Genomic DNA, 26101 nt, shown 5'->3' on the forward strand with positions numbered 1-26101 from the left:
CAGGATGCGTCCGAAGCCGGAGTGGACTTGTCTTTCAGCGCCGCAGGTAACCAATGCCTGCTGAAAATGACCGGATTACAGGAACCGATGCCCAGCGTCCTCGAGCATGCGCTGAAATGTCTGACGATGATCGAGGTCGATTCGCCGCGCGACGCGGTGCAGATACCGTCGATGCCGATCCGCCAACTACTGGAAGCATTGCCGGAAAAATGCCTGTCCACGATCGAAACCAGCGATGACGCCAATCAGCTGTGGACAACTTCGCGCTGGGACGGCCTCGCTCTAGGCCTCAACCAACAAACCCAATCAGCCTTGGGCCTGGCGCTGAGCCGCATTCCCGGCACACCGGACAATCAGCTACCGGTCATGCCAACCACACAAGGCCAGTTCCACTGGAGCCAGATCAACACGGCCTCCAGCGAACACGTCTTGCTGCTGGTCTGCCCGACTGCCAGCCGCGACATCGCTGATGAAGCTGCATGGCGCCTTCTGGCTCAGCTGTGCCAGACGCCTTTTTACCAGCGCCTGCGCGTCGAATTGCAATTGGGGTACGCCGTGTTCAGCGCGCTGCGTCAATTGCACGGCAGGACCGCGATTGTCTTTGGCGCACAATCGCCGACGACTTCGGCCGCCGAGTTGCTCGAACACATTCAAGAGTTCCTGAAAAACATCCCCGCGTTGATCGAAACGCTCGATGACGCAAGCCTTAAGCAACAGCGCCAAAGCCTCGCCGTTCAGTTCGACGACGCCACGCTGTCCACCAAGGATGCCGCCGAGCTGCTGTGGCAGGGCAAACTCGCTGGCCATTCGTCGGATTACCGTGAGCAGTTGGTCGCGGCGATTCAGCAGCTGAATCGCCAGGCTTTGCTCGATGCTGCGCAGCGTCTGATCAATGCCGAGGGCGGCTGCCATTGCCTGGCCAATGAATCGATGCCGGACGCGCCGTGGCCAGCGACAAACTGATCATTACCGAGGCTGCAAGGAGCTTTCTCAAAGATTCACGGGTCACGGCGTTGAAATTTTGAGTAACATAGCCGCCTAACTAATTGGAACATCACCGCGCTGCCGTGGACTATAACTATGGATAGCGCTATCCCAACCCTCAGAAGGAGACATCTCATGGCCTGGACCAAACCTGCTTACACCGACCTGCGTATCGGCTTCGAAGTCACCATGTACTTCGCCAGCCGCTGAGTTCTGCTTACGCAGAATCGCAGTGCAACGCCTCGGCTCGCCGAGGCGTTTTATTTTTCGCGTTGAAATGATGGAGCGTTCATGTTCGTCCAGATTCTGGGTTCGGCCGCCGGTGGCGGTTTTCCGCAGTGGAACTGCAACTGCGTCAACTGCGCAGGCTTTCGCGACGGCAGCCTGAACGCCAAGGCCCGTACCCAATCGTCCATCGCCATTTCCGATGACGGCGTTAACTGGGTGCTGTGCAATGCCTCGCCGGACATCCGCGCGCAACTGCAAAGCTTCGCCCCGATGCAACCGGGCCGCGCCCTGCGCGACACCGGCATCAGCGCGATCATCCTGATGGACAGCCAGATCGACCACACCACCGGCCTGCTCAGCCTGCGCGAAGGCTGCCCGCATCAGGTCTGGTGCACGGACATGGTTCACGAAGACCTGAGCACCGGTTTTCCCTTGTTCAAAATGCTCACCCACTGGAATGGCGGGCTGGACTGGAACCGTATCGAGCTCGACCAGAGCTTCACCGTAGCGGCCTGCCCGAACCTGCGTTTCACACCGTTACCGTTGCGCAGCGCCGCGCCGCCGTATTCGCCGCACCGTTTCGATCCGCATCCGGGCGACAACATCGGTTTGATCGTTGAAGACCTCAGCACCGGCGGCAAGCTGTTCTACGCGCCGGGACTGGGCAAGGTCGATGCGCCGTTGCTGGAAATCATGGCGGACAGCGATTGCCTGCTGGTCGACGGCACGCTGTGGGATGACGATGAAATGCAGCGCCGTGGCGTCGGCACCCGCACCGGTCGCGAGATGGGCCACCTGGCACAGAACGGCCCCGGCGGCATGCTCGAAGTGCTGGAGCAGTTGCCCGAGCAGCGCAAGGTACTTATTCACATCAACAACACCAACCCGATCCTCGACGAGGATTCCCCGGAGCGTGCGGAGCTGGTGCGGCGTAATGTTGAAGTGGCGTTTGATGGCATGAGTATCGTGCTTTAAGCAATCGAGACCGCTGCGCGGTCTATCGCGAGCAGGCTCGCTCCCACATTGGATCTGTGGCGTACACAAAACCTGTGGGAGCTGGCTTGCCAGCGATGACGTCCTGACAGACACCACAGAATCCAACGGTTGTTCCCCGGAGAACCGCAATGACCGACACCCCGCTGTCCCCCACCGAATTTGAAGCGGCCCTGCGCGCCAAGGGCGCCTACTACCACATCTACCACCCGTACCACGTGGCGATGTACGAAGGCCGCGCGACCCGCGAGCAGATTCAGGGCTGGGTCGCCAACCGCTTCTACTATCAGGTGAACATTCCCCTGAAAGACGCGGCGATCCTTGCCAATTGCCCGGATCGGGAAATCCGCCGCGAGTGGATTCAGCGCCTGCTCGATCACGACGGCGCACCCGGTGAAGATGGCGGCATCGAAGCCTGGCTGCGTCTGGGCCAGGCTGTCGGCCTCGATCCGGACCAATTGCGCTCTCAGGAGCTGGTGCTGCCCGGCGTGCGTTTCGCCGTCGATGCCTACGTCAACTTCGCCCGTCGCGCCAGTTGGCAGGAGGCGGCAAGCAGCTCGCTGACCGAACTGTTCGCGCCGCAGATCCACCAGTCGCGCCTCGACAGCTGGCCGCAGCATTATCCGTGGATCGACCCGGCCGGTTACGAATACTTCCGCACCCGTCTCGGTCAGGCGCGGCGTGACGTCGAGCATGGGCTGGCGATCACGCTTGAGCATTACAAGACCCGCGAAGGCCAGGAGCGCATGCTGGAAATTCTCCAGTTCAAACTGGACATTCTTTGGAGCATGCTCGATGCCATGAGCATGGCCTATGAACTGAACCGTCCGCCGTATCACAGCGTGACCGAACAACGGGTCTGGCATAAAGGAATCATCTTATGAGTTTCGACCGCAGCAAAGTGCCGAGCTGGCGCCCGGGCTATCGCTTCCAGTACGAACCGGCGCAGAAGGGCCATGTGTTGCTGTACCCGGAAGGCATGATCAAGCTCAACGAAACGGCCGCGCTGATTGGGGGCCTGATTGACGGTGAGCGCGATGTCGCGGCAATCATTGCCGAACTCGACAAGCAGTTCCCCGGCGTGCCCGAGCTCGGTGACGACGTCGAGCAATTCATGGAGGTTGCCCGTGAGCAACACTGGCTCACCCTTGGCTGATCTGCCGGCCAAACCGCAAGTCGGCTTGCCGCTGTGGCTGCTCGCCGAGCTGACCTACCGCTGCCCGCTGCAATGCCCGTACTGCTCCAATCCGCTGGATTTCGCCGAGCAGGGCAAAGAGCTGACCACCGAGCAATGGATCAAGGTGTTCCGCGAAGCGCGGGAGATGGGTGCGGCGCAATTGGGCTTTTCCGGCGGCGAACCGCTGGTGCGTCAGGACTTGGCCGAACTGATCCGTGAAGCGCGGCAGTTGGGCTTCTACACCAACCTGATCACCTCCGGCATTGGCCTGACCGAGCAGAAAATCAGCGACTTCAAAAAGGCCGGGCTCGATCACATCCAGATCAGTTTTCAGGCCAGCGACGAGCAAGTGAACAACCTGCTCGCGGGCTCGAAAAAGGCCTTTGCACAGAAGCTGGAAATGGCTCGTGCGGTGAAGGCCCACGGCTATCCGATGGTGCTGAACTTCGTCACCCATCGGCACAACATCGACAAGATCGACCGCATTATCGAACTGTGCATTGCGCTGGAGGCTGACTTCGTCGAACTCGCCACTTGCCAGTTCTACGGCTGGGCGCAGCTCAACCGTGTTGGCCTGCTGCCGACCAAGGAGCAACTGGTGCGCGCCGAACGCATCACCAACGAATACCGCGCCAGACTGGAAGCCGAAGGGCATCCATGCAAGCTGATTTTCGTCACCCCGGACTACTACGAAGAACGCCCGAAAGCCTGCATGAACGGCTGGGGCAGCATCTTCCTGACCGTCACCCCGGACGGCACCGCCCTGCCCTGCCATGGTGCCCGCCAGATGCCGGTGCAGTTTCCCAACGTGCGCGAGCACAGCATGCAGCACATCTGGTATGACTCGTTCGGCTTCAACCGTTTTCGCGGTTACGACTGGATGCCCGAGCCGTGCCGCTCTTGCGACGAGAAAGAAAAAGACTTCGGCGGCTGCCGCTGCCAGGCGTTCATGCTCACCGGCGACGCCAGTAATGCCGACCCGGTGTGCAGCAAATCCGAACATCACGGCGTGATCCTCAAGGCCCGCGAAGAAGCCGAGAGCGCCACTCAAACCATCAAACAACTGGCCTTTCGCAATGAACGAAACTCACGCCTCATCGCCAAGGGCTGAGCCTTTCAGCGCCGCCCAAGCCGTCGCCGCCGGAACCGACTTCGCCGAACTGCAGCTCGGCGCCCATGGCGTGTTCTGGAATGAATATCGCCCCGAGGATGCCGCGTGCCGAATCTGGCATTGCCGCGATGGCGTGGCGAAACGTCTGACGCCGGACGGCTTCAGCGTGCGTAGCCGCGTGTACGAATATGGCGGTGGCGCGTTTTGTCTGACGCCTGACGGGGTGATTTTCGTCAACGAAGCGGATCAGCAGATGTATCGCCAAGCGCTGGATGGCGAGCCGGTCGCGCTGACGACGACTGACTGCCGCTACGGCGATCTGCAATTCGCCGCTGGCCGGGTGTTGGCGGTCGAAGAGCAGCAGGATCGACATCGCCTGGTGGCGATTGATCTGGCGACCGGCACGCGCAAGGTGCTGGCCGAAGGTGCTGATTTCTACGCGTCGCCAACGCTGAGCCCGGACGGCCAGCGGTTGGCATGGATCGAGTGGAGCCGACCGCATCAGCCGTGGACCTCGACGCGGTTGATGATTGCGGAAGGTGATTTTTCTGCGCCTCGTTGTATTGCCGGCGAGCAGATCGAGGAGTCGATCCAGCAGCCGCGCTTCGACGAGGACGGCCGGCTCTACTGCCTGACAGATCGTGGCGGCTACTGGCAGCCGTGGGTCGAAACGTCCGATGGCTTGCACGCGCTACCGAGTGCCGAGGCCGATCACGCGCCGGCGCCCTGGCAACTGGGCGGCTGCACTTGGTTGCCTGTCGGCGATCAATTTTTAGCCAGCTGGAGCGAGGATGGTTTCGGGCGCCTGGCCCTGGGAAATGAAGATTTCAGCGGTGACTACAGCCGCTTCCGCCACCTGGCGATGGATCAACAGTTCATCTATTGCATCGCTGCATCGCCGACCAGCCCGTCGGCAGTGATCGCCATTAATCGTGTCTCGCATGCCGTGAAAATCCTCGCTGGCGGCGTGGCTCCATTGCCTGCCGAACGCATCAGCCGTCCGCAGACCTTGCGTTATCCGAGCGGCTCCGGCGAGGCACACGGTTTCTTTTATCCGGCCATGAGCGGTGAAGCGAAACCGCCGCTGGTAGTGTTTATCCACGGCGGCCCGACGTCGGCGTGCTATCCGATCCTCGATCCGCGCATCCAGTACTGGACGCAGCGCGGCTTTGCCGTCGCCGACCTCAACTATCGCGGCAGCAGTGGCTATGGTCGCGAATATCGGCAAGCGCTGCATTTGCGCTGGGGCGAGGTGGATGTCGAGGATGCCTGCGCGGTGGTGAGTTATCTCGCTGACCAAGGTTTGATCGATGGCGACCGCGCGTTCATTCGCGGTGGCAGTGCAGGTGGTTACACCACATTGTGCGCACTGGCGTTCAGGCAGGTTTTCCGCGCAGGCGCCAGCCTCTATGGCGTCAGCGATCCGGTGGCTTTGGCACGGGCCACGCACAAGTTCGAGGGCGATTATCTGGACTGGCTGATCGGCGATCCCGAGCGAGATGCCGAACGCTATGCCGCCCGCACGCCATTGCTGCACGCAGACAATATTCGCGTGCCGGTGATTTTCTTCCAGGGTGAACTGGACGCGGTGGTCGTGCCTCAACAGACCCGCGACATGGTCGCGGCGCTGGAGCACGACGGCATCCCGGTCGAAGCGCATTACTACCCTGACGAACGCCACGGCTTTCGTCGCGCGGCTAACCAGGCGCATGCACTCGAGCAGGAGTGGACGTTTTATCGGCGGGTGATGGGGCTGGTTGACTGAAAACCGTGTCGCCCCGTTCGCGAGCAGGCTCGCTCCCACAAAGGACTTGTGGCCACAGATCCAATGTGGGAGCGAGCCTGCTCGCGAAAGCTATCCAATAGACGCTACCGGACTCAACGCTTGGCGATGATATACACCGCATGCACGATCCCCGGAATGTAGCCGCACAACGTCAGCAGAATGTTCAGCCAGAACGCCCCGCCAAACCCGACCTGCAGAAACACGCCCAGTGGCGGCAACAGAATAGCGATGATGATACGAATGAAATCCATGGGGCAGCTCCTGAATGGGGGTTGGCTCACTTGAGCCATACAAGCTAATCGACCTGCGCCGTTCGTCAGGGTTCAGTGCAATAGCTGCGTCAGGCTCAAGCGAGAATTTTCAACCCGTGTTTTTGTACGATGCTCAGTAGTTTGAGCGCCATACCGCTGGGATGTTTGTCACCAGATTCCCATTGTTTGACCGTGGATGCACTGGTGTTGAGATAGCGTGCAAACACCGGCTGGCTGACCTTGTTACGCTCGCGTAGCGCCTTGATCTCCTCAGCCGGGATCGCCAAGGGAACCGATGCCAGACAGGAGTCATCGAATTCTCGCATCGTTGCTTTGTTGATTGCTCCGACAGCAAGCAACGCCCCGGCTGATTCGTGTATCGATTCAAAGACTTCACTTTTGAATTTCTTACTCATGACATATCTCCACAAACTCCTTCATCGCCAACAAGTCGCTGATCTGCGCTTCGGTCAGTTGCGCATAAACCTTTGCCAATTTACGTAAATCCTTCAATTCTGTTGGCGTGATATTGCTTTGATCCTGCTTGGCGAAAAGCACTTGGTAGATCCAGTAATGTCCACCTTTTGCCAAAACAATCGAACGGTGGCGGTTCGCCTTCAAGCGCTTCTTCCACACGCCTCCGCCAAGATCGTCCGCCTGTCCCTGAAGCATCTGGTGAAACGCCTCCTGCAACTCTTCATCTGTGATCCACGCCCTGCTGGCCTGAAGGGCGAAGCGCCTGGTCTTGAACAGCCTCAATGGCATAGGTATCCCTTCCAAAAACATACCACCTAGTGGTACAGATCGCAAAACGGCTTTTTCGGTGATACCGATCAGCCCGTAGCCGCATCCCTTGCTGGTATTCTCTAAAAGACCATCCGCGGTACGATCCCTCAAGCTCTAAATCCCGTCTGTAAAACCCGGCCACAAAAAAACGCCCCACGCCAAAAGAATTAGGCGTGGGGCGTGCGTTATACCGCGAGACGGTTCGAGTAATCGGTTGGGGCTGCTCAGCTCAGACGGCAATGCCCCTGCGGCATTGCAACTGGGCGGTGCGCACTCGCGAGAAGGCGCGGCCCAAGCGCAGGAGCATTTCGTCGATGTTGGCTTTGCTGACAGTGAGGGCGGGGGTAAAGCGCAGGCAGTCAGGCTGCGCGGCGTTCAATATCAGGCCTTCGTGCAGTGCGGCATGGACGACGGCGTCGGCGCATTCGTCGGACAGCGTCAGCCCATGGAACAGGCCTTGGCCGCGCAACTCGCCGTGGCCGTAGCGGTGCGCCAGTCGCGCCAGGCCTTCGCGCAGGTGCTGGCCGCTGTCGTTGACCTGCTGAAGGAAGCTGCGGTCATGGATGCTGTCGAGCACTACCAGACCGGCCGCCGTGATCAAGGCGTTGCCGTGATGGGTGCCGCTCAGCTCGCCGGTGGCAAAGCAGCAGGCCTTGCCTCGCGCCAGCAAGGCCGCCAGCGGCAAGCCGCCGCCTAGGCCTTTGCCGAGCACGACGATATCGGCGCGAATCCCGTAGGACTGTTCGGCGAGCAAGCTGCCGCAGCGGCCCATACCCGTCTGCACTTCGTCGAGAATCAGCAGAATGCCCAGGTCACGACACAGTCGCTCGACGCCTTTGAGGTAGTGCTCGGTCGCGGGAATAACCCCGGCATCGCTCTGGATCGGCTCCAGCATGATTGCCACGGTCTGCGCATCAACCGCCGCGTGCAGCGCCGGCAGGTCGTTGAATGGCACTTGATCGACCGTCGCCAGACTGCGGCCATGGCAACCCTGCTGCGCCACGATGATCCGCGAAGCGCCGCCGCGATGCAGTTGCCCCCATTTGCGCGCCAGTTTGATCGCCGCCTCACAAGCCTCGCTGCCACTGTTGAGCAGGTACGCCTGATCGCTGGAGGTGCTGGCGCACAAACGTTCGGCGAGGCTGAGCATGCCGCGATTATGCAGATTGCAGCCGGGATTGATCAGTGCCTGGGCCTGATTGGCGATGGCTTTGACCAGCGCCGTGGGGCTGTGGCCAAGGCTGTTGGCGCCGCCGGCCTGGGAAAAGTCGAGGTAGGCGCGATCGTTGCTGTCCCACAGCCATGAACCCTGGCCGCGAACGAACACTTGATGCGGCCGCTCGCCACTGGGCATCAGGCGTTGGGCGTTGAGATGGTCGGTCATAGCGGATGGCCCCGCCTCGAAGCAGAGGTCATCCAGACTCGGCGTCTGGCGCCGCAAACTGAACAGATTCATGCGGAAAAACCTCGCTTGAGGTTTTTTGAACTGCCTATGTAATCACGAACGAAGCAAATGGAATTCGTCACGCTTTCTGGCCCTGCAAGCCTTGTGAATGCGGTTAGACTAGGCGCGCAAACGGCTTCAGGCCATTTCGATTTCCCAGCCATTTCGATAAGCGCGCCTTATGGATTTCAAACAACTGCGTTATTTCGTCGCGGTCTACGAAGAAGGCCATGTCGGCCGTGCGGCTGAGCGCTTGTCGATCTCGCAACCCGCGCTGTCGCAACAGATCCGTCAGCTGGAGCAGAATCTCGACGTCACCCTGTTCGAACGCAGCAGTAAACGCCTGCTGCCGACCCTCGCTGCGCACACGCTGTACAACCACGCGTTGCCGCTGCTCGATGGCTTGCAGCGGGCGCGCGAGGCGTTGGGCAATTTCAAGGGTCAGGCATTGCGCACACTGGCTATTGGTGTGCTGCAAACGGTGCACACCAGCCTCGTGCCGCAAATGCTCGAGCGTGTGCGCAAGGCGCAGCCGCATCTGGTGGTGCAGATCTATGAACTTACGGGGCTGGAAATCGAACGGCGTCTGCTCAATGGTTCGCTGGACATCGGCATCAGCTATCTGCCGCCGCGCCAACCCGGTCTGCACGGGGTGTTGCTGTATGAAGATGAACTGACGCTGGTCATCCCGGCCGACCATCCCTTGCGCGAGTTCAAGAAAGTCTCGATGCGCCAGGCTGCTGAGCTGCCAATGCTGCTGCTCGGTGAGGAGTTCCAGATTCGGCAGATCTGGCAGGCACAACTGACCAGCCTCGGTCGACGCCCGCAGGTGCAGGCCGAGCTGAACAATATGCTGGGGATTCTCGACAGCCTGCCGCACACCCGGCTGGCGACGGTACTGCCGGGACGTTCGCAAAAGGAATACGACGATGCCGATCTGCTGTGGAAACCGCTAAGCGAGCCACGGGTACCGTTGCAAGTCGGCCTGGTGTGCCGAGATGTGCAACGCCAGCAGGCCTCGTTGGCATTGCTGCGGACATTGCTTGAAGAGGTGATCGATCGCGAAGTGAAGCCGCCCCTCGATCCGCTCGCCTGAAACTTTCCTTTAGGCAAAAGAAAACCCCGCCGAAGCGGGGCTTTGCAGACTGTTTCCCTGACATCCATTTCACTCCGCCACCCTGGCAGAATCCTACGTGTCCGTGTTGTTTACTTTGCGCTTCCTGCGCGACGTCCATGAAATGTAGATTAGCCGTGGATCCAATATACGGATATGGGAGAACAGCAGCACGTCACGTAAGCAAATGCTTACATGACATCTACAGGATCAGAACTGCGCCGCATCCAGCAGGAACAGCGACTCGCTACCGGCCTTGACCGACGCGCTCAACGAGTGGATACGCGGCAGCAAACGGGCGAAATAGAAGCGTGCGGTGCCCAGCTTGCTCGCATAGAAATCCTCCTGCGCTTCCTTGCCCAGCGCGGCTTTGGCCATCAACGCCCACATGTAGGCGTAAGCGGTGTATCCGAACGCTTGCAAATATTCGACCGAGGCCGCGCCGATTTCGTTCGGATTGTTTTTTGCCCGGTCCAGCAGCCACGCGGTCAGCTCGTCGAGGGTGTCGACGGCATCGTTCAACGGCTTGGTGAACTCGCCCAGATCGGCACTGGCGGTTGCGGTGAAATGGCGGATCTCGTCAGCGAACAGCTGGTAGAACGCGCCGCCGCTGCCAACGATCTTGCGCCCGACCAGGTCCAGCGCCTGGATACCGTTGGTGCCTTCGTAGATCTGGGTGATGCGCACGTCACGCACCAGTTGCTCCTGGCCCCACTCGCGGATGTAGCCGTGGCCGCCGAAAATCTGCTGGCCGTGGACAGTGGTTTCCAGACCCAGGTCGGTCAGAAAGGCTTTCGCTACCGGCGTCAGCAACGCCACCAGATCTTCTGCGCGCTTGCGGGTGGTCGCGTCTTCACTGAACTTGGCGGTGTCCAGTTGCATCGCCACATACGTGGAGAACGCACGGCCGCCTTCGTTCGAGGCTTTCATGGTCAGCAGCATGCGTCGCACGTCCGGGTGGACGATGATCGGGTCAGCGACTTTGTCCTTGTTCTGCGCACCGGTCGGCGAACGGCTCTGCAGACGATCGCGCGCATATTCAACAGCGTTCTGATAAGAGCGCTCGCCGGTGGCCAGGCCTTGAATACCAACACCCAGGCGCTCGTAGTTCATCATGGTGAACATCGCCGCCAGGCCTTTGTTCGGCTCGCCGACCAGATAGCCGACGGCTTCGTCGAAGTTCATCACGCAGGTCGCCGAAGCCTGGATGCCCATCTTGTGCTCGATCGAACCGCAGTTGGCCGGGTTACGCGCACCGAGGCTGCCGTCGGCATTGACCATGAACTTCGGCACCAAGAACAGCGAAATGCCTTTCGGACCCGCCGGGGCGTCCGGCAGCTTGGCCAGTACCAGATGAATGATGTTCTCGGTGAGGTCGTGTTCACCGCCGGTGATGAAGATCTTGGTGCCGCTGACCTTGTAGGAACCGTCGGCCTGAGGTTCGGCTTTGGTGCGAATGATCCCCAGATCGGTGCCGGCGTGCGGCTCGGTCAGGCACATGGAGCCGGCCCAGATGCCGGCGTACATGTTCGGCAGGTACGCAGCTTTCAGTTCTTCACTGGCGTGCGCATTGATCGACAGGCAGGCGCCGGCGGTCAGCATCGGATACAGACCGAACGCGAGGCTGGCGGAGTTGACCATTTCTTCGACCTGCGCCGACACGGCTTTGGGCATGCCCATGCCGCCGTAGGCCGGATCACCGCCGACGCCGACCCAGCCGCCTTCGGCATAAGTCTGATAGGCCTGTGGGAAACCGGCCGGGGTGGTGACGGCACCGTCCGCCCAACGGCAACCTTCCTCGTCAGCGGCACGGCTCAGTGGCGCGATGCTTTTGCTGGTGACCTTGCCGGCCTCTTCGAGAATCGCTTCAACGGTTTCGGCATCGACGGTCTCGGCCAGCGCCGGCAGCTCGGCCCAGAGTTTGGCGACTTCGAACACTTCATTGAGGACGAAGCGCATATCGCGCAGCGGCGCTTTGTAGTCAGCCATGGCAAACCTCGCAAGATCTAAACAGGTGGTTCGTGGAATGATGTTTTCTGAGCCCGAGTGTACCTCAACAACTTTTGCGACACATAGGGTCAGCCGGTGACTGATTTGTTATTTTTGGTCACCAGCAAAAGATCGCCGCGATCTTTCGATCTGCCCTACAAAGCAAAAGCCTGCGCCGGCAAATTCATCAAACAATCACTGCCCGCCTCGATCGCTGCCTGATGCGCAGCCGTACGCGGCAACAAGCGCTTGAAGTAGAACTCGCACGTCGCCAGTTTGCCCTTGAGGAAATCAGCCTCACCCTCGCCCGCCTCCAGCTGTGCCTGGGCAACCAACGCCATGCGCAGCCACAGGTAGCCAAGGATGATGTAGCCGCTGTACATCAGATAATCGACCGATGCGGCGCCGACTTCGTCCGGGTTCTTCATGGCGGCCATGCCGACCTTCATGGTCAGGTCGCCCCACTGTTGATTGAGCCCGTCAAGTTGCGCGACGAAGCGGCCCAATTGCGCGTGGTCGGCGTTCGTTGCGCAGAACTTGTGGACGATTTTGGTAAAGCCGCGCAGCAGCTTGCCCTGACTGCCCAGCACCTTGCGCCCAAGCAGGTCGAGCGCTTGAATGCCATTGGTGCCTTCGTAGATCGGCGCAATCCGGCAATCGCGCACCAGTTGCTCCATGCCCCACTCACGAATGAAACCGTGGCCGCCGAACACCTGCATGCCGTGGTTGGTCACTTCCAGCCCGGTGTCGGTCATGAAGGCCTTGCAGATCGGCGTGAGGAACGCCAACAGGTCTTCGGCTTCCTGACGCGCCTCGGCGTCGCTGCTCAGGTGCGCGACATCGAGCATCTGCGCGGTGAAATAGGTCAGCGCGCGGTTGCCTTCGTTGAAGGCTTTCATGGTCAGCAACATGCGCCGCACATCGGGGTGGACGATGATCGGGTCGGCAGGTTTTTCCGGGGCTTTGGCGCCGGTCAGCGCGCGCATCTGCAGGCGGTCGTTGGCGTACTTGATCGCACCCTGAAAACTCGCCTCGCCCAGACACAGCCCCTGCATGCCGGTGCCGAGCCGCGCGTGGTTCATCATGGTGAACATGCAGTTGAGGCCTTTGTTCGGCTCGCCGATCAGGTAACCGGTGGCGGCATCGAAGTTCAGCACACAGGTGGCTGAAGCCTTGATGCCCATCTTGTGCTCGATCGAGCCGCAGGAAACGCCATTGCGCTCACCCGCTTCGCCTGCTGCATCGGGCAGAAACTTGGGCACGATAAACAGGGAAATACCCTTGGTTCCGGCCGGTGCGTCCGGCAGCTTGGCCAGGACCAGATGGATGATGTTGTCGCTCAGGTCATGCTCGCCGGCGGAAATGAAAATCTTGCTGCCAGTGACCGCGTAGCTGCCGTCGGCCCGGGACACCGCGCGGGTCTTGATGATGCCCAGATCGGTGCCGCAGTGGGCTTCGGTCAGGCACATGGTGCCGGTCCACTGGCCAGCGGTGAGTTTGCTCAGGTAGGTGTCTTTCTGCTCGGCGGTACCGTGGGCGTGGATCGCCGACATCGCGCCGTGGGTCAGGCCGGGGTACATGCCCCAGGACGTGTTGCTGGAGCCGACCATTTCGCTGATCACCAGTCCCAGCGAACTCGGCAACCCTTGGCCACCGTAAGCGGGATCAGCCGCCAAACCGTGCCAGCCGCCCTCGACATATTGTGCGAAGGCCTGCTTGAAGCCTGTAGGCGTTGTCACCACGCCGTTGTCGAAATGGCAGCCCTCTTCATCGCCGCTGCGATTGAGCGGGGCCAGCACGTTCTCGCAGAACTTCGCGCCTTCTTCGAGGATCGCGCTGATCATGTCCGGGCTGGCGTCATGCGCGCCGAGACTGGCGTAGCTGGAGTGGAAGTCGAAGACGTGATCGATCAGAAAGCGCATGTCGCGCAGGGGAGCTTTGTAGTCGGGCATGGTGGCTTCTCCGTCAGCAGATTCCTCCAACCTACTGCTGGCCACCACGCGCGGCAATCATCGTGCAGGCGCTGAATGCGCCGTCATCACTCAACCCGCAGCAGCGTCCATGCGCACCGCGCCACGGCGGTTCTGCCCGAACGCCATGACGCAGTTACGCCCGGCGCCCTTGGCGCTGTACAACGCCTGGTCGGCGGACTTGAGCACTTCTTCAGGGGTGCGCTGCTCGACACGTTCGGCGACGCCGATACTTACCGTCACCGACACCGCCGAAGCCCCGGAACCGCTGCGGCGCTGGCGACCTTGCTGATCATCCTGCGGGCGGTTTTCCTGGTTGCGTAACTGAATGCTGTAAGACGCAATCGATTCACGGATCACTTCCAGGTGCGGCATGCACTCCTCAAGAGTCTTGCCTGCGAACACCAAGGCAAATTCCTCACCGCCGTAGCGATACGCCCTACCGCCACCGCTGATTTTCGACAGTTTGCTGGCGACCAGCCGCAGCACCTGATCACCGACATCGTGGCCGTGGGTGTCGTTGAATTTCTTGAAGTGATCGACGTCGCTCATCGCCAGGACATAGTTGCGCCCCAGTCGCTGCATGCGTTCGTTGAGCGCACGTCGTCCCGGCAGGCCGGTGAGCTCGTCGCGGAAGGCCATTTGATAGGCCTCATGCGCAACGGCGGCGGCGATCATCAGCATCACCTGGCTGCACATGATGTTCAGGGTGAACGGCAGAATGAAGGTCTTCGGCAGCATCCAGAACACACCGAGCAAGCCAACCAGTTGCGCCGCGTGCAACGGACGCGGGTTGCGCCAGTATTGCCAGGCCAGCAGCAGGAAGGCCGAGATGAACACCGGATAGGACAACTGGATCAGACTCATCCACGCGCCGTGCAGCGCCGGCCAGCGGATCTCCGAGAGCCACAGCAGTAGCGCCTGTGGGTAACTTTGCTCCAGGCCCAGCGCCACGCTGCCAAATGCCAGCAGCACAGCAAAACGCGCGACCATGTCCTGAAACAGATGGGTTCGCTCCTGCCACGCCGCGAACAGCCCGAACAACAACGGCAGCAGCAGGCAGACCAGATGAAACACCACCGCAGCGTCTTCGCGGACCTTGCCGTTGTCGCGGTAGAAATCGGTCTGGGTGTCCAGCAAAAAGTAGGCGATGTACACCGTCAGCATCAGAAACAGTTCGCGCTGACGTCGGTACACCGCGCAATACGCGCCACCGAGGAGCAGAACCAATGTCGGCAGGACGTTGAACAGCGATGTGAAAAATACGCTGAGGTCTTTGACGTACGCAGCCGCCAGCCCCGCAAGCAATAACAGCAGTGATGGCAGGAAATGGCTGAAACGCACAGCGGAAGAACGCGGCAAGGGTAAGCTCCGACCCGTCATAGCAAAGAGATGGCATTGTGCCTGCAAAGTGCGGCCAAGCCCATACAATGTGATCCAGATCACACACGGTCTCTGTAACGGCCGGAAGCTCGACTATCTGAGCGATCCGCCAATAAAAAAACCGCTGCCCCCTAACGGGAGCAGCGGTTTTCGTCAGACTGCGTTAAGGCTTAGTAGCCCAGCGCGAAGTCTTCTTCTTTCATGTCCATCAGGTTGCCAGCACCCGACAGCATAGTGGCCACGTGCGTACGGGTACGCGGCAGGATGCGCTGGAAGTAGAAGCGCGCGGTTTGCAGCTTGGCGGTGTAGAAGGCCTCGTCGCTGGTGCCGGCAGCCAGTTTTTCCGCAGCCAGACGCGCCATGTCCGCCCAGAAGTAGGCCAAGCAGGCATAACCGGAGTACATCAGGTAGTCCACGGAGGCCGCGCCGACTTCTTCGCGGTCTTTCATGGCGGCCATACCGACCTTCATGGTCAGCTCGCCCCATTCCTTGTTCAGTGCAGCCAGCGGCGCGACGAATTCCTGGACGGCTTCGTTGCCTTCGTTGGTCTGGCAGAACTTGTGGACGATCTTGGTGAAGCCTTTCAAAGCTTCGCCTTGAGTCATCAGCACTTTGCGGCCGAGCAGGTCGAGGGCCTGGATGCCGGTGGTGCCTTCGTACAGCATCGAGATGCGGCTGTCGCGAACGTTCTGCTCCATGCCCCACTCGGCGATGAAGCCGTGGCCGCCGTAGATCTGCACGCCGTGGTTGGCGGCTTCGAAACCGACTTCGGTCATGAACGCTTTGGCGATCGGGGTCATGAATGCCAGCAGTGCGTCGGCCTTCTTCTTCTCTTCTTCATCGACGCCGTATTTGACGATGTCGACTTGCTTGGCGGTGAAGTAGACCATCGCGCGGTTGCCTTCGGCGAACGCCTTCATGGTCAACAGCATGCGGCGCACGTCCGGGTGGACGATGATCGGGTCAGCGGCTTTGTCCGGCGCTTTCGGGCCAGTCAGCGAGCGCATTTGCAGGCGATCACGAGCGTATTTCAGACCGCCCTGGAAGCCGATTTCGGCGTGAGCCAGTCCTTGCAGTGCGGTACCGAGGCGAGCGGTGTTCATAAAGGTGAACATGCAGTTCAGACCCTTGTTCGCCGGGCCGATCAGGTAACCAGTGGCGCCGTCGAAGTTCATCACGCAGGTAGCGTTGCCGTGGATGCCCATCTTGTGTTCCAACGAACCGCAGCTCACTGCGTTGCGCGCGCCAATGGTGCCATCGGCGTTTGGCAGGAACTTTGGAACGATGAACAGCGAGATGCCTTTGGTGCCAGCCGGAGCATCCGGCAGACGCGCCAGTACGATGTGGACGATGTTATCGGCCATGTCGTGTTCCCCGGCCGAGATGAAGATCTTGGTGCCGGAGACTTTGTAGGAACCGTCGGCCTGAGGCTCGGCCTTGGTGCGCAGCATGCCCAGGTCGGTGCCGCAGTGCGGTTCGGTCAGGCACATGGTGCCGGTCCATTCGCCGGAGACCAGTTTGGTCAGATAGGCTTCCTGCTGCTCAGGGGTGCCGTGCTCGGAGATGGTGTTCATCGCACCGTGCGACAGGCCTGGGTACATGCCCCACGACCAGTTGGCTTCGCCGACCATTTCGCTCACTGCCAGGCCCAGCGACTCAGGCAGACCTTGGCCGCCGTGCTCAACGTCGTGGGCCAGGCTTGGCCAGCCGCCTTCGACGAATTGCTTGTACGCCTCTTTGAAGCCAGTCGGGGTTTTCACGCCGGACTCGCTCCAGGTGCAACCTTCGATGTCGCCCACGCGGTTCAGCGGCGCCAGTACCTGCTCACAAAACTTGGCGCCTTCCTCGAGGATGGCGTCAACCATGTCCGGCGTGGCGTCTGCGCACGCTGGCAGGCTCTGATAGTGCGCTTCGTAGCCGAGCAGTTCGTCACGAACGAAGCGAATATCACGCAAGGGGGCCTTGTAGTCAGGCATAGCGATAAACCTCTGCTGATGTAACCGGGAATGAACGACCGTGTTGAGTTGTTGTGACGGTCAAACAGTTGTTTGAAACATACGTTTACGCCGAAATCTTGTCAAGCATCGTTCTTTTGCCGTTCGTCATCACGTTCTCTAAATGCCGGAAACTGGGAATCGCCGCGACTTCACGTAAGCCACGGGCGTTGTAAAAAGATTAGTTGAGCAAGAAGGACTTAAACGAAAAACGCCGCGACAAGGCGCGGCGTTTCGGGGTCTACGACAGGTTCGATCAGGCGAAGGTATCGATGATCGTCCCGAGCACTTCGTCGGACGCCTTGGCCACCTTCACACCCAGCTCTGCCTGGATCTTGCCCTGCGACAGCTCGACGATATTGCTCGTCAGGTCAGATTCTTGTGCGCGATCCACACCGCGCAGGCGATTGACCTGCACTTCGGACGACTGGCTGGTCACCGAACGTTCGATAGTGTTGTTGGCGATCTGGCTGGCAGCCTGATCGACGCGGTTCTGCCCGGACTGAATCGAGCTCAGCCCCGCATAAAAAGCTGTGTTGCCGGAGATTTCCATCGTCACTCTCATCCCTGCAAAGGATCAATGCTCGCCATTGAAGCAGACGCGCCAGCAAAACACCCGTCAAAAACACTAATGGCACAGTGCCTGTTCATAGCGAGAAACTTAATCGAGCAAATCCAGTTGCAAATGCTCGGCCACCGCTTCGGCGCTCAACGCCTTGAGTTTCGGCACCCGGCCCAGGCACGGCGCGGGAATGCGCTCGGCCAGGGTCGCAAGGTTTTCCTCCAGCCGCGAAGTTTTCGGATCGATAATATTGGCCACCCACCCCGCCAATTGCAGACCGTCGCGGGCAATCGCCTCGGCGGTCAGCAACGCATGACTGATGCACCCCAGCCTCACGCCCACCACCAGAATCACCGGCAGCTGCAGCGCAATCGCCAGATCCGAGAGATTGTCCTGGTCCGCCAACGGCACCCGCCAGCCGCCCGCGCCTTCGATCAGGGTGAAATCGGCGTTCATCGCCAGAATCCCGCGCATCGGCGCCAGCAGCGATTGCACCGTCAGCGCCACACCTGCTTCGCGCGCCGCCAGATGCGGAGCGATCGCTGGCTCGAACGCCACCGGGTTGACCTGTTGATAAGTCAGCGGCAAGGAACATTCGGCCAGCAGCGCCAAGGCATCGGAATTACGCAAGCCCTTGGGCGTGACGTCGCACCCGGAAGCCACCGGTTTGCCCGCCGCCGTGCTCAAGCCTGCCGACCGCGCCGCATGGAGCAATCCGGCAGCAACCGTGGTCTTGCCGACATCGGTGTCGGTACCGGTGATGAAATAGGCTGCGCTCATAGAGGTTTCTCCAACACGGCGTACACCACCTGATACGTTGCCGGCAGCCCCGACGCCTGACGGAACCGCTCATACGCGTCGATCAGCCCGAGAATCCGCGCCCGTCCGGTCAAACCGCCCGGCCGGCCGGGATTCAGATTGTGTGCACCCAGCGCCTTCAGCTCGTGAGTCAGGCTGCGCACATCCGGGTAATGCAACACGTGCTGCTGATTTTCCAGAGTCACAGTGCGCAAGCCACTGCCGGCACATAACTGTTCATAGCGGGCGAACTCGCGGAAGCGATTGACGTGCACCAACCCGTCGACCTGCTGCCAACTGTCACGCAACTCGAACAGCGTCCCTGTACAGAGACTAGCAAACGCAAAAATCCCGCCCGGTTTCAGCACGCGCATGGCTTCGCTGAGCACCGCCTCGAAGTCGGCGCACCATTGCACCGCGAGACTGGAGAAAATCAGATCGACGCTCGCATCCTGCAACGGCAGCCGTTCGGCATCGCCAGCAATGAAATGCTCAGCGCCACCCAACGGCCGTGCGTGATTGAGCATGCCCTCGGCAATGTCCAGCGCGACACCGCTGCCCTGGGTGAAACGCGAGGCCAGCGCTCGGGTGAAGTAGCCGGTGCCGCAACCGAGATCAAGCCACCGCGACGGCATGAAACTCCCAGGCAAACGCTCAAGCAGCTGCGTGCCGACGTCACGCTGAAACTCGGCGACGCTGTCGTAACTGGCCGCAGCACGGGAAAAAGACGCCGCCACCTGACGCTTGTCGGGCAAGCCCCCAGGCAGCACAAGGGACAGGTCAGTCATCAGCGCACTCATGAAGAAAAGCCTGGATCGCGCCCGCGACTCCGTGCGGGTCCTCCAGCAGAAAAGCATGGCTGGCCTGTTCGATCAGACCAATTTCGATATCCGGCAACAGCGCGAACAATGCACCGGCCGCTTCCGCCGGGACCAGCGCATCCTGTCCGCCGAACAGATGAAACTGCGGCCCGCGAAACCCCTGCAACGCCTGGCGTGTGTCCAGTTGCGCAAGCAGCTCCAGCCCTGCCATCAGCGCGGCCGGCGCGGTGGCTGGCGCGCCACCGAGCAGCAACCGCGACAAGCCACGCGGATCTGGCGAACCTTGCGCACATAGCAGAGCGAAGCGCTTGAGCGTGGTACGCGGATCGGCCTGGCAACCGGCAAGAAACGCATCGAAAGTCTCGCTGGGCATCGCGCTCGGCCACTGTTCATGAGCAACAAACGCAGGGTTGCTTGCCAGCGTGAGCAGCCCGCAGCACGCCTCACCGCGTCGTGCCGCCAACTCAGAGGCGAGCATGCCGCCCAGCGACCAGCCACCGAGCCAGACTTCCTGTGGAATGCGCGCATCGAGTTCGTCGAGCCAGTCTTCAAGGTCAGCGGAGTCCAGCTCCGGCAGCGGTTCAATCTCGACTTGCAGATGTTCGTCGAGGCCACGCAATGCTGCGGCCAGCGGTTCCAGCGGCGACACGCCGAGGCCCCAGCCGGGCAGCAGAATCAGACGATTACGCATGGCTTGGCTCCAATGACAATCGGGCAAAACAATCTGCCAGCCCTTCCAGCAACTGTTGCACCTGCGCCTCGCTGTGGGCGGCGGTCAGAGTCACGCGCAACCGCGCGCTGCCGGCCGGCACGGTCGGTGGACGGATCGCGGTCACCATCAAGCCGCGCTCGCGGAGCATTTGCGACAGCCGCACCGCGCGGCCGGCATCGCCGATCATGATCGGCTGGATCGGCGTGAAGCTGTCCATCAGCTCCAGCCCGATCTGCTCGGCGCCGTGGCGGAACTGGCGAATCAGCGTCTGCAAGTGTTCACGGCGCCAGTGTTCGCTGCGCAACAGCTCGAGGCTTTTCAGCGTCGCGCAGGCCAGCGCCGGTGGTTGGCTGGTGGTGTAGATATACGGGCGGGCGAACTGGATCAGGCTTTCGATCAACTCTTCGCTGCCAGCGACAAAGGCCCCGGCGGTGCCGAAGGCTTTACCGAGAGTGCCGACCAGCACCGGCACATCGTCCTGGCTCAGGCCGAAATGCTCGACGATGCCGCCACCGTTGGCGCCCAACGGGCCGAAGCCGTGAGCATCGTCGACCATCAGCCACGCGCCTTTGGCCTTGGCCGCGCGGGCCAGCGCCGGCAGGTCGGCGATGTCACCGTCCATGCTGAATACGCCATCGGTCACCACCAGTGTGTTGCCAATGGCTTTCTCCAGGCGTTTGCCCAGGCTTTCGGCGTCGTTGTGCAGATAGCGATTGAAACGCGCGCCGGACAACAGACCCGCGTCCAGCAACGAGGCATGATTGAGCCGGTCTTCGAGCACCGTATCGCCCTGCCCGACCAGCGCGGTGACCGCGCCGAGGTTGGCCATATAGCCAGTGGTGAACAGTAGCGCACGCGGGCGTCCGGTCAGTTCGGCGAGTGCTTCTTCCAGCGCGTGATGCGGGCTGCTGTGGCCGATCACCAGATGGGACGCGCCACCGCCGACACCCCAACGTTCAGCGCCGGCGCGCCAGGCTTCGATCACCTGCGGATGATTGGCCAGGCCCAGATAGTCGTTGTTGCAGAAAGCGAGCAGCGGCTGGCCGTCCACCACCACTTCCGGCCCTTGCGGCGATTCGAGCAGCGGGCGCTGCCGATAGAGGTTGTCGGCACGGCGGGCAGCAAGGCGTGCGGCGAGATCGAATGACATGCAGGCCTCGATTTTCAAATGACACAGATCCCCTGTGGGAGCGAGCCTGCTCGCGAATGGGCGTCACATCCAACAGGGATGTTGGCGGCCAAACCGCTTTTGCGAGCAGGCCCGCTCCCACAGGGGTTTTGCATTCCTTCAGGGCAATCCGCGCGGTTTATTACACCGCAGCGTTGTAGAACTGCTCGCTACTCTTCTGCTCCACCAGTGCCTGCTCGATCGCAGCCTGATGAACCTCATCGGAATGCTCTTCGCGAGCCTCCGGCTGGATACCGAGGCGCGCGAACAATTGCATGTCCTTGTCCGCCTGCGGGTTGGCGGTGGTGAGCAATTTGTCGCCGTAGAAAATCGAGTTGGCGCCGGCGAAAAAAGCCAGGGCCTGCATCTGCTCGTTCATCGCTTCGCGACCGGCGGACAGGCGCACGTGAGATTGCGGCATGAGGATGCGCGCCACGGCGAGCATGCGGATGAAGTCGAACGGGTCGATGTCTTCGGCGTTTTCCAGCGGCGTTCCGGCGACTTTCACCAGCATGTTGATCGGCACCGACTCCGGGTGCTCCGGCAGGTTGGCCAACTGGATCAGCAGATTGGCGCGATCGTCCAGCGATTCGCCCATGCCGAGAATGCCGCCGGAGCAGATTTTCATCCCCGACTCACGCACGTAAGCCAGCGTCTGCAGACGTTCGCTGTAAGTGCGGGTGGTGATGATGCTGCCGTAGAACTCCGGCGAGGTGTCGAGGTTGTGGTTGTAGTAATCGAGACCGGCCTTGGCCAGCGCCTCGGTCTGCTCCTGATCGAGACGTCCGAGGGTCATGCAGGTTTCCAGGCCCAAGGCTTTCACCCCTTCAACCATCTTCAACACATACGGCATGTCTTTGGCCGACGGATGTTTCCACGCCGCGCCCATGCAGAATCGCGTCGAACCAATGGCTTTGGCGCGGGCCGCTTCTTCGAGGACCTTCTGCACTTCCATCAGTTTTTCTTTTTCCAGACCGGTGTTGTAGTGCCCGGACTGCGGGCAGTACTTGCAGTCTTCCGGGCAGGCGCCCGTCTTGATCGACAGCAGTGTCGAGACCTGCACGCGGTTGGCGTTGAAATGTGCGCGGTGCACCGTTTGCGCCTGGAACAGCAAGTCGTTGAATGGCTGTACGAAGAGTGCTTTGACTTCGGCCAGAGACCAATCGTGACGCAGGGTGGCAGTGGTGCTCGCGCTCATGGGCAATTCCTTGGTTATGCTTGGCTGGCGCCGGGGAAAATGGAATATCCACAGGCGCTACACGGATGTTCGGCATATTTAAGGAAGAGCGATGCGCTGTCAACCGCAATACCAAGGACAGGTTTACATCTGTTTAAAAAACGTACAGACCTGTTTGCTGTGCGATGAGCCCGCAGAAGCACAAATGCCAATGTGCGAGGCCTGCGAAATCGAATTGCCCTGGCTCGGCAGCCATTGTCAGAGCTGCGCTTTGCCGCTGGCGGCGGATGGCCTGACTTGCGGCGAGTGCCTGCTAGAGCCTCCGGCCTTCGAGCAGGTTGCCGTGCCCTGGGTTTATGGCTTCCCCGTGGACAGTCTGATTACACGGTTTAAACACAACGCGAAATGGCCGTTTGGTCACCTGCTCGCCGACGTTCTCGGCCAATACCTGCAGCATCGCTTCGCCGAGGACTTGCCGCGACCCGATGTGTTGCTACCGGTGCCGTTGGCGAATAAACGACTGCGTCGGCGAGGATTCAATCAAGCGGCGATGCTCGCGCGCTGGTTGAGTGTGTCGCTGGATTTGCCGTGTGAAGAACAGCTGCTGCGGAGAGTCATGGACACCGACGCCCAACAGGATCTCGACGCCAAGGCGCGCAAACGCAATTTGCGCAATGCCTTTGCGCTGGCGCCTGATGCAGAGGTAAGCGGCCGCCATTTCGCGCTGGTGGATGATGTTCTGACCACGGGCGCGACCGCTCAGGCACTGGCGCGGTTGTTGATGAATGCTGGTGCGGCGCGGGTTAATGTGTATTGCCTGGCTCGTACGCCGAAGCCCGGTACCTGAGCTCAACTCCTACAGGTTGTGTGTTCGGCTTGACTCGCGCGTTGCAAGTGGCCAACGTCCCTCTCATCGCCCGAGCCAGAAGCGTTCTGCCATGTCCCTGCCCACCCTGCTGTCCCAGCACATCGTCCGCCGCCCGCAGCGCATTGCCCTGCTGCAACACATTGCCGAGCAGGGCTCGATCACCCGCGCGGCGAAAAGCGCGGGGCTCAGTTACAAAGCGGCATGGGATGCGATTGATGAGCTGAACAACCTGGCACAGAAACCCTTGGTCGAGCGCGTGGTGGGCGGCAAGGGTGGCGGCGGCGCCAGACTGTCCAGCGAGGGCGAGCGGGTGCTGCGCCTGTATCAGAAATTGCAGGCATTGCAGGCGCAGGTGCTGGAAGCGGCGGAAGACGCCAGTGATCTCGACCTGCTCGGGCGTCTGATGCTCAGGACCAGCGCGCGCAATCAACTGCATGGCACGGTGGCAGCGATTCAGGCGCAGGGGCGCAACGATCTGATCCACCTCGAACTGGCCGAAGGCATTGCTCTGGATGCGCAGATCACCCACGACAGCACCGTACATCTGGAATTGCAGATCGGTACCGAAGTGATGGCGCTGATCAAGGCTGGCTGGCTTGAGTTGCTCGGCGCCGATCAGTCGACAACGCCCGGACACAATGTGCTGCGCGGCACCATCGAAGCCATCCTCGATGCCGAGGACGGTCCCAGCGAGGTGCGCATTTCCCTGCCCAACGGCCAGACACTTTGCGCCTTGGCCGAACCGCTGCACTTGCGCAACCAGCAACTCGGCGTGGGGTCTGCTGTGCAGGTGCAATGCGCGCCGTCCAACGTGCTGATCGGCACGCCGCTCTGATTCGGCCCTGCCACAAAAGCGTCATCGACCCGCATTAAGGTGTTGCCCATAACCAAGCAGGGAGCCTGATGTGAGCCTATTAGAAGAAAACCAATCCACTGATCTGGAAAAAATGGTCGGCCTCAGCCGTCGCGGTTTCATCAGCGCCGGTGCCTTGTGCGGCGCGGCGATGTTCCTCGGCGGCAACCTGCTGAGCCGCAGCGTCATGGCCGCCAGCGTCAGCGCCGGCAACAGCCGCCTGCTCGGTTTCGAGAGCATTCCGGCGGCGACCACCGACGCCATCAGCCTGCCCAAGGGCTACAAGTCTTCGGTGCTGATCAGTTGGGGCCAGCCGTTGCACAAGAACGGCCCGGCCTTCGATCCGAGCGGTAACGGCACCGCTGCCGCACAGGAAGTGCAGTTCGGCGACAACAATGACGGCATGAGCCTGTTCGCCTTCCCGGACGACAAGAACCGCGCGCTGATGGCGATCAACAACGAATACACCAACTATCGCTATCTATATCCGCATGGCGGCATGCCGCAGTCGGCTGAAGACGTGCGCAAGGCATTGGCCTGCGAAGGCGTGTCGGTGATCGAAGTGCAGCGCAAGAACGGCCAGTGGCAATTCGTCCAGGGCTCGCGCTACAACCGCCGCATCCACGGCAACTCGCCGCTGCGCATCAGCGGTCCGGCCCGCGGCCACGACTTGATGAAAACCGCTGCCGACAAGCACGGTAAGAAAGTTCTCGGCACCTTCCAGAACTGCGCCAACGGCAAGACGCCGTGGGGCACCTATCTGACCTGCGAAGAAAACTTCACCGACTGCTTCGGCAGCAGCAACGCCCAGCAGCAGTTCGATGCCGCGCAAAAGCGCTACGGCGTTGTCGCCAGCAGCAAAGATATCAACTGGCACCCGCACGACCCGCGCTTCGACATGGCCAAGAATCCCAACGAGCTCAACCGTCACGGCTGGGTGGTCGAGATCGATCCATTCGATCCGCAATCGACTCCGGTCAAACGCACCGCGCTGGGCCGCTTCAAACATGAAAACGCCGCACTGGCCGAGACCGACGATGGTCGCGCTGTGGTGTACATGGGCGACGACGAGCGTGGCGAGTTCATTTACAAATTCGTCAGCCGTGATCGCATCAACCATCGCAATCAGAAAGCCAACCGCGACATCCTCGATCACGGCACGTTGTATGTGGCCAAATTCGATGCCGGCGACGGCAACCCTGATCACCCGAAAGGCCAGGGCCAGTGGATCGAACTGACCCACGGCAAGAACGGCATCGACGCCAGCAGCGGGTTTGCCGATCAGGCAGAAGTGCTGATCCACGCGCGCCTTGCCGCCAGCGTGGTTGGCGCAACACGCATGGACCGCCCGGAGTGGATCGTCGTCAGCCCCAAGGACGGCCAGGTTTATTGCACCCTGACCAACAACGCCAAGCGCGGTGAAGACGGGCAACCGGTGGGCGGTCCAAACCCGCGCGAGAAGAACGTCTACGGGCAGATTCTGCGCTGGCGTACCGACCGCAACGATCACGCCTCGAAGACGTTTGCCTGGGATCTGTTTGTGGTCGCCGGCAACCCGGGCGTGCATGCCGGGACGCCGAAGGGTGGCTCATCCAACATCACCCCGCAGAACATGTTCAACAGCCCCGACGGTCTGGGTTTCGACAAGGCCGGACGCCTGTGGATTCTCACCGACGGCGACTCGAGCAACGCTGGCGACTTCGCCGGGATGGGCAACAACCAGATGCTCTGCGCCGATCCTGCGACCGGTGAAATTCGCCGTTTCATGGTCGGGCCGGTGGGTTGCGAAGTGACCGGGATCAGCTTCTCGCCGGATCAGAAAACCCTGTTTGTCGGGATTCAGCATCCCGGCGAGAACGGCGGTTCGACCTTCCCCGAGCATCTGCCCAATGGCAAGCCAAGGTCTTCGGTGATGGCGATTACTCGCGAAGA

25 protein-coding genes are annotated in these 26101 nt (G+C 60.9%); 11 read left to right on the forward strand and 14 right to left on the reverse strand.

Annotated elements, in window-relative coordinates:
- The 7 genes from D8U82_RS14445 to D8U82_RS14475 form a co-directional block, all read left to right on the forward strand.
- The coding region (locus tag D8U82_RS14445) for an insulinase family protein (protein ID WP_130902405.1) at nucleotides 1-963 on the forward strand (963 nt) is incomplete at its 5' end.
- 156 nt (nucleotides 964-1119) lie between these two features.
- Complete coding sequence (gene pqqA, locus D8U82_RS14450; RefSeq protein ID WP_003444522.1) at nucleotides 1120-1194, forward strand: pyrroloquinoline quinone precursor peptide PqqA; 75 nt, start codon at nucleotides 1120-1122, stop codon at nucleotides 1192-1194.
- A gap of 81 nt (nucleotides 1195-1275) precedes the next feature.
- A complete protein-coding gene (gene pqqB / locus D8U82_RS14455) occupies nucleotides 1276-2187 on the forward strand; it encodes a pyrroloquinoline quinone biosynthesis protein PqqB (RefSeq protein ID WP_016772875.1) in 912 nt (303 codons plus the stop codon).
- Between the two features lie 149 nt (nucleotides 2188-2336).
- Complete coding sequence (gene pqqC / locus D8U82_RS14460; protein ID WP_024014556.1) at nucleotides 2337-3089, forward strand: pyrroloquinoline-quinone synthase PqqC; 753 nt, start codon at nucleotides 2337-2339, stop codon at nucleotides 3087-3089.
- Nucleotides 3086-3361: a pyrroloquinoline quinone biosynthesis peptide chaperone PqqD gene (gene pqqD, locus D8U82_RS14465; protein WP_016772874.1), complete on the forward strand. Its 276-nt coding sequence runs from the start codon at nucleotides 3086-3088 to the stop codon at nucleotides 3359-3361. The genes pqqC and pqqD overlap by 4 nt, the downstream gene beginning before the upstream one ends.
- Nucleotides 3333-4493 (forward strand): pyrroloquinoline quinone biosynthesis protein PqqE, encoded by a 1161-nt coding sequence (gene pqqE, locus D8U82_RS14470; protein ID WP_130902406.1) that lies wholly within the window; start codon nucleotides 3333-3335, stop codon nucleotides 4491-4493. The genes pqqD and pqqE overlap by 29 nt, the downstream gene beginning before the upstream one ends.
- Entirely contained in the window at nucleotides 4459-6258 is a 1800-nt protein-coding gene (locus D8U82_RS14475) for a S9 family peptidase (RefSeq protein ID WP_130902407.1), read from the forward strand. Before pqqE ends, D8U82_RS14475 begins: the two co-directional genes overlap by 35 nt.
- A 113-nt stretch (nucleotides 6259-6371) precedes the next feature.
- On the opposite strand, the gene D8U82_RS14480 is transcribed toward D8U82_RS14475, so the two are convergent.
- The 4 genes from D8U82_RS14480 to D8U82_RS14495 form a co-directional block, all read right to left on the reverse strand.
- The gene (locus D8U82_RS14480) at nucleotides 6372-6530 is read right to left on the reverse strand and encodes a YqaE/Pmp3 family membrane protein (RefSeq protein WP_003228885.1); all 159 of its coding nucleotides are present in this window, start codon (nucleotides 6528-6530) and stop codon (nucleotides 6372-6374) included.
- A gap of 95 nt (nucleotides 6531-6625) precedes the next feature.
- A complete protein-coding gene (locus tag D8U82_RS14485; protein WP_039757682.1) occupies nucleotides 6626-6946 on the reverse strand; it encodes a DNA-binding transcriptional regulator in 321 nt (106 codons plus the stop codon).
- The gene (locus tag D8U82_RS14490) at nucleotides 6939-7295 is read right to left on the reverse strand and encodes a type II toxin-antitoxin system RelE/ParE family toxin (protein WP_123443830.1); all 357 of its coding nucleotides are present in this window, start codon (nucleotides 7293-7295) and stop codon (nucleotides 6939-6941) included. The genes D8U82_RS14485 and D8U82_RS14490 overlap by 8 nt, the downstream gene beginning before the upstream one ends.
- Nucleotides 7296-7545: 250 nt before the next feature.
- Entirely contained in the window at nucleotides 7546-8772 is a 1227-nt protein-coding gene (locus D8U82_RS14495; RefSeq protein WP_130902408.1) for an aminotransferase class III-fold pyridoxal phosphate-dependent enzyme, read from the reverse strand.
- Nucleotides 8773-8941: 169 nt separating this feature from the next.
- On the opposite strand from D8U82_RS14495, the gene D8U82_RS14500 reads away from it, so the two are divergent.
- The gene (locus D8U82_RS14500) at nucleotides 8942-9856 is read left to right on the forward strand and encodes a LysR family transcriptional regulator (protein ID WP_130902409.1); all 915 of its coding nucleotides are present in this window, start codon (nucleotides 8942-8944) and stop codon (nucleotides 9854-9856) included.
- A gap of 228 nt (nucleotides 9857-10084) precedes the next feature.
- Here D8U82_RS14500 and D8U82_RS14505 read toward each other — a convergent pair whose 3' ends face one another.
- The 10 genes from D8U82_RS14505 to bioB all read right to left on the reverse strand — a co-directional run bounded on the left by D8U82_RS14505 (nucleotide 10085) and on the right by bioB (nucleotide 22469).
- A complete protein-coding gene (locus D8U82_RS14505) occupies nucleotides 10085-11863 on the reverse strand; it encodes an acyl-CoA dehydrogenase C-terminal domain-containing protein (RefSeq protein WP_130902410.1) in 1779 nt (592 codons plus the stop codon).
- A gap of 155 nt (nucleotides 11864-12018) precedes the next feature.
- Nucleotides 12019-13815, reverse strand: a complete 1797-nt coding sequence (locus D8U82_RS14510) for an acyl-CoA dehydrogenase C-terminal domain-containing protein (RefSeq protein ID WP_130902411.1) — start codon at nucleotides 13813-13815, stop codon at nucleotides 12019-12021.
- A gap of 90 nt (nucleotides 13816-13905) precedes the next feature.
- Complete coding sequence (locus D8U82_RS14515) at nucleotides 13906-15195, reverse strand: GGDEF domain-containing protein (RefSeq protein WP_039757672.1); 1290 nt, start codon at nucleotides 15193-15195, stop codon at nucleotides 13906-13908.
- A gap of 191 nt (nucleotides 15196-15386) precedes the next feature.
- The gene (locus tag D8U82_RS14520) at nucleotides 15387-17192 is read right to left on the reverse strand and encodes a phenylacyl-CoA dehydrogenase (protein WP_024014564.1); all 1806 of its coding nucleotides are present in this window, start codon (nucleotides 17190-17192) and stop codon (nucleotides 15387-15389) included.
- Nucleotides 17193-17466: 274 nt separating this feature from the next.
- Nucleotides 17467-17763: a pyrroloquinoline quinone biosynthesis protein PqqE gene (locus D8U82_RS14525; protein ID WP_071173831.1), complete on the reverse strand. Its 297-nt coding sequence runs from the start codon at nucleotides 17761-17763 to the stop codon at nucleotides 17467-17469.
- A gap of 108 nt (nucleotides 17764-17871) precedes the next feature.
- Nucleotides 17872-18552, reverse strand: coding sequence for a dethiobiotin synthase (gene bioD / locus D8U82_RS14530; RefSeq protein WP_122506069.1), 681 nt, complete (start codon nucleotides 18550-18552; stop codon nucleotides 17872-17874).
- On the reverse strand, nucleotides 18549-19358 hold the full coding sequence (bioC, locus tag D8U82_RS14535) for a malonyl-ACP O-methyltransferase BioC (RefSeq protein ID WP_130888256.1): 810 nt from the start codon (nucleotides 19356-19358) through the stop codon (nucleotides 18549-18551). The genes bioD and bioC overlap by 4 nt, the downstream gene beginning before the upstream one ends.
- On the reverse strand, nucleotides 19351-20082 hold the full coding sequence (locus D8U82_RS14540) for an alpha/beta fold hydrolase (protein ID WP_130888257.1): 732 nt from the start codon (nucleotides 20080-20082) through the stop codon (nucleotides 19351-19353). Before D8U82_RS14540 ends, bioC begins: the two co-directional genes overlap by 8 nt.
- On the reverse strand, nucleotides 20075-21253 hold the full coding sequence (gene bioF, locus D8U82_RS14545; RefSeq protein ID WP_130888258.1) for an 8-amino-7-oxononanoate synthase: 1179 nt from the start codon (nucleotides 21251-21253) through the stop codon (nucleotides 20075-20077). Before bioF ends, D8U82_RS14540 begins: the two co-directional genes overlap by 8 nt.
- Before the next feature lie 160 nt (nucleotides 21254-21413).
- The gene (gene bioB, locus D8U82_RS14550; protein WP_016772860.1) at nucleotides 21414-22469 is read right to left on the reverse strand and encodes a biotin synthase BioB; all 1056 of its coding nucleotides are present in this window, start codon (nucleotides 22467-22469) and stop codon (nucleotides 21414-21416) included.
- 91 nt (nucleotides 22470-22560) lie between these two features.
- Here bioB and D8U82_RS14555 point away from each other — a divergent pair, with 91 nt between their 5' ends.
- The 3 genes from D8U82_RS14555 to D8U82_RS28125 all read left to right on the forward strand — a co-directional run.
- The gene (locus tag D8U82_RS14555; RefSeq protein ID WP_130888259.1) at nucleotides 22561-23295 is read left to right on the forward strand and encodes a ComF family protein; all 735 of its coding nucleotides are present in this window, start codon (nucleotides 22561-22563) and stop codon (nucleotides 23293-23295) included.
- Between the two features lie 91 nt (nucleotides 23296-23386).
- A complete protein-coding gene (locus D8U82_RS14560; RefSeq protein ID WP_130902412.1) occupies nucleotides 23387-24151 on the forward strand; it encodes a TOBE domain-containing protein in 765 nt (254 codons plus the stop codon).
- 70 nt (nucleotides 24152-24221) lie between these two features.
- On the forward strand, nucleotides 24222-26101 hold a 1880-nt coding region (locus tag D8U82_RS28125; protein ID WP_130888303.1), incomplete at its 3' end, for a PhoX family phosphatase.

The sequence above is a fragment of the Pseudomonas sp. Sample_23 genome (assembly GCF_004307595.1).
Lineage (GTDB): Bacteria > Pseudomonadota > Gammaproteobacteria > Pseudomonadales > Pseudomonadaceae > Aquipseudomonas > Aquipseudomonas atacamensis.